This window comes from Micrococcus sp., assembly GCF_030523875.1.
Lineage (GTDB): Bacteria > Actinomycetota > Actinomycetes > Actinomycetales > Micrococcaceae > Micrococcus.
Map to the genome: position 1 here is coordinate 13,463 of NZ_JAUNHR010000055.1, position 3,538 is coordinate 17,000.

4 protein-coding genes are annotated in these 3,538 nt (G+C 75.0%); 3 read left to right on the forward strand and 1 reads right to left on the reverse strand.

Features of this window, described 5'->3' with window-relative positions; all coding sequences use genetic code 11:
- Nucleotides 1-313: 313 nt before the first annotated feature.
- Both Q4D18_RS08160 and Q4D18_RS08165 read left to right on the forward strand, forming a co-directional pair.
- Nucleotides 314-844: a peptidylprolyl isomerase gene (locus Q4D18_RS08160; protein ID WP_303127193.1), complete on the forward strand. Its 531-nt coding sequence runs from the start codon at nucleotides 314-316 to the stop codon at nucleotides 842-844.
- Between the two features lie 311 nt (nucleotides 845-1,155).
- On the forward strand, nucleotides 1,156-1,854 hold the full coding sequence (locus Q4D18_RS08165; RefSeq protein WP_303127195.1) for a rhomboid family intramembrane serine protease: 699 nt from the start codon (nucleotides 1,156-1,158) through the stop codon (nucleotides 1,852-1,854).
- A 203-nt stretch (nucleotides 1,855-2,057) separates the two neighbouring features.
- Here the strand turns inward: Q4D18_RS08165 and Q4D18_RS08170 are convergent, their stop codons facing one another.
- Complete coding sequence (locus tag Q4D18_RS08170) at nucleotides 2,058-2,375, reverse strand: cell division protein CrgA (RefSeq protein WP_303127197.1); 318 nt, start codon at nucleotides 2,373-2,375, stop codon at nucleotides 2,058-2,060.
- 188 nt (nucleotides 2,376-2,563) lie between these two features.
- Here Q4D18_RS08170 and Q4D18_RS08175 point away from each other — a divergent pair, with 188 nt between their 5' ends.
- On the forward strand, nucleotides 2,564-3,238 hold the full coding sequence (locus Q4D18_RS08175; RefSeq protein ID WP_303127199.1) for an aminodeoxychorismate/anthranilate synthase component II: 675 nt from the start codon (nucleotides 2,564-2,566) through the stop codon (nucleotides 3,236-3,238).
- The last annotated feature ends 300 nt before the right edge of the window (nucleotides 3,239-3,538 follow it).

The following is a 3,538-nucleotide window of genomic DNA, read 5'->3' on the forward strand; positions in this document are numbered from 1 at the left end:
CGACCTTGCCGTAGGCGGCGCTGACCTCGCCCCAGGCGCGGGCGTTCTCCACCTGGGGTGCGGCCCAGTGGCGCAGGGCCTCGGCCTGGCGGGCGAAGAACGTGTCCGCCGCGCCGTCGTGCTCGATCTCGGTGCTCAGGGTCTTGCGGGCCATGGTGCCTCCGGTCTCCTTCTGATGTTCTGTCGGACGGTGCGTCCTCTCCCTCCCCAGGGTAGTGCGGCGCGGGGGATCCGGCACGGTCCGGGCCGACGTCGTCCACCGCGGGAGGCCGGACCGGGGCGCGGCGCGGGATCGGATGGAACAATGGGGGCCATGACCAACGCAACGCACACCGCGACCATCCACACGAACCACGGCGACATCGTCGTCGAGCTGTTCGGCAACCACGCCCCCAAGACCGTGAAGAACTTCGTGGGCCTGGCCACCGGCGAGCAGGAGTGGACGCACCCGCAGACCGGCGAGAAGAACAACGGCGCCCCCCTGTACTCCGGCACCGTGTTCCACCGCATCATCAAGGACTTCATGATCCAGGGCGGCGACCCGCTCGGCATGGGCATCGGCGGCCCCGGCTACCAGTTCGGCGACGAGATCCACCCCGAGCTGCAGTTCGACCGCCCCTACCTGCTGGCCATGGCCAACGCCGGCCCCGGCACCAACGGCTCGCAGTTCTTCATCACCTCCGTGCCCACCGGCTGGCTCAACGGCAAGCACACCATCTTCGGCGAGGTGAAGGACGAGGCCTCCCAGAAGGTCGTCGACCAGCTGAACTCCGTGGCCACCGACCCGCGTGACCGCCCGCTCGAGGACGTCGTCATCGAGTCCGTCGAGATCACCGAGGCCTGAGAGCCCCGGTGAGCTCCACCCCGTCCGACCCGCACGGTCCGGACGCCGCGCACGGCACACCGCCGGTGTGCCCGCGGCATCCGGGCCGTGCGGCGTATGTGCGGTGCGCCGCGTGCGGGACCCCCGCGTGCCTCGAGTGCCAGTGGCCCGGCGTCGGCGGCGCCACGCTCTGCCCGGCGTGCGCCGCCCAGGCGCACGCCGGCGGGCAGGACGGCGCCCTCCCCGGATCCGCCGGCACGACGACGGCGCCCCCCTCCGCCACGCGGCGCTCCGGGCCGGCCCGGGGCGGGGTGGCCGTCTCGGCCCGGGCGATGCCGGTCACCTGGGCGCTCCTGGTGGTCACCGTGGCCGCCTACGCGGGCCAGTGGGCCACCCGGGGCTCCCGCACGGGGCTCACCGAGACCCTCTGGTACGCCGGGGCCTACACCTCGCCCCTGGGCCTGGAGCCGTGGCGCATGCTCACCTACGCGTTCGTGCACGACGTCTCCGGTCCCACGCACCTGGCGCTGAACATGCTGGCCCTGTGGGTGATCGGCCGGGTGCTCGAGCCGGCACTGGGCCGGTGGCGGTTCCTGGCGCTCTACCTGCTCTCCGCCGTCGGCGGCGCCGTGTTCGCCCTGTGGGTCGCGGACCCGCTGCAGCCCGTCGTGGGCGCCTCCGGCGCCGTCTACGGGCTCTTCTCCGCCCTCTTCCTGGTCACCCGGTTCCGCGGCGGCCAGGTCGGCTCGATCGCGGTGCTGATCGGCCTGAACCTGGTGATGTCCTTCCTGCTGCCGGGCATCTCCTGGCAGGTGCACGTGGGCGGCCTGCTCACGGGCGCGGCGGTCGGCGCGGTCTACACGGCCGCCGGCGGCCCGCCGTCGTCCGCGGCCGCTGTCCGCGGCGAGCGGGGGGCGGGCCTGGCCTCGGCCGGGGTCCACGCGGCCGGGCTCGTGCTGCTGGCCGCCGTCCTGGCGGCTCTGACCCTCTCCGGCGCCGAGCGTCTGGGGATGGCGGCCCTCACGGGCTGAGCCGGTCCCCTCCCCGGCCACCGCGCCGCCCTCCCGGCCCCGTCCACGGACGGGGCCGGCGTCGTCCACAGGCCCCTGTGCACGGTTGTCCCCGTCTCTGTCCACACCTGTGGACGACGCCGGGGACAACAGGGCGATCGGCGCGCCGTGGCGCGGAGAGTTCTCCACAGGGCCGTCCACAGCTGTGGAGAATCACACCGGTGTCATTCGCTCCAGCGGGACATCATCAGGAAGCCCACGAGGGCGATCCCGAAGCCGATCAGGATGTTCCACCCGGCCGCCTGGGGGATCGGCAGCAGGCCCTGGGTGAGGTAGTAGACGACGATCCAGAGCAGCCCCAGGATCAGCAGGCCGAACATCACGGCCTTGTACCAGCGGGGCAGGGGGGCCGGGCCCAGGTCGACGCCGTCGAGCTCCGTGGTCACGGAGGAGCCCCCGCCGCGGGCCCGGTCGCGGGCCCGCTCGAGCTCCTGCCGCTTCCTGCGGGCCGAGTCCTTGCGCTTGCCGGAGGTGGCTGCCACGGTCTTCTCCTCAGCTGCCCGGATCCGGGCGTCACGGGGGTGGGTCGTCGGTCCCGGCGGGGCGTGGGACGCCGCCGGGAGGGGGCCCGCGTCGCGCGATACCCTGCAGGGACCAGTCCAGGACCGGGCGCGCCCCGGCCAGTCTATGCACCCCCGTCCCGCCGGGGGCGGGAGCGAGGAGCGCCGCCGTGAACAGTCAGCCGCAGCCGGGCCGCGAGGCGGTGTCCGTGCTCGTCGTGGACAACTACGACAGCTTCGTCTACACCCTCGTGGGCTACCTAGAGGAGCTCGGCGCCCGCACCACCGTGGTCCGCAACGACGCCATGGACGGGGCCGCCGCCCGCGCGCTCGCGGAGGAGCACGACGCCGTCCTCGTCTCCCCGGGTCCCGGCGCCCCCGCCGACGCCGGCATCTCCCTCGACCTGATCCACGCCGCGGCCGACGGCGGCCGGCCGCTGTTCGGGGTGTGCCTGGGCCACCAGGCCATCGCCGAGACGTTCGGGGCCACCGTCACCCACGCCGAGTCGCTCATGCACGGCAAGACCTCCCGCGTGCGCCACCACGGGCACGCCACGTTCGCCGGGCTGCCGGAGACCTTCACCGCCACCCGCTACCACTCGCTGGCCGCCGTGCGGGACACCGTGGACGAGTCCGTCCTGGAGATCACGGCGGAGACCGAGGACGGGGTGGTCATGGGCCTGGCCCACCGCACGGCGCCGCTGTGGGGCGTGCAGTTCCACCCCGAGTCCGTGCTCACCGAGGGCGGGCACCGCATGCTCGGCAACTGGCTCGAGTCCGCCGGCCTGGCCGGCGCCGCCGAGCGCGGGGCGCGGCTGAGCCCGCTCGTGCGCCGGGTCGGCTGAGACCCGGTCAGCTCGCGGGGGCCGCGTCCGGGACGGGGACCGGGATCGAGGGGACCGGCTCGACAGGGTCGGTCGACGGCGCCGGGACCACCGGGTCCGAGGACGGTGCCGGGGGTGCGGTCGGCGCCGAGGGCGCCGTCCCGCCGTCGGAGGGCACGGGGTCCACGGGCGCGGGCGCAGACGGCGCCGGGGCCGGCAGCGGCACGGGGACCGATGCGGGCGTGGACGGCGTGGTCGGGGCGACGGGGGCGGCCGGCGCCGCCGGTGCGCCGCCCGGGGAGGCGGCCGCGGAGCCCGGGG

Excerpts from the sequence above, each read along its gene's own strand:
- Q4D18_RS08160 (WP_303127193.1), top strand. The coding sequence starts at position 314 with ATGACCAACGCAACGCACACCGCGACCATCCACACGAACCACGGCGAC.
- Q4D18_RS08165 (WP_303127195.1), top strand. The coding sequence starts at position 1,156 with ATGCCGGTCACCTGGGCGCTCCTGGTGGTCACCGTGGCCGCCTACGCG.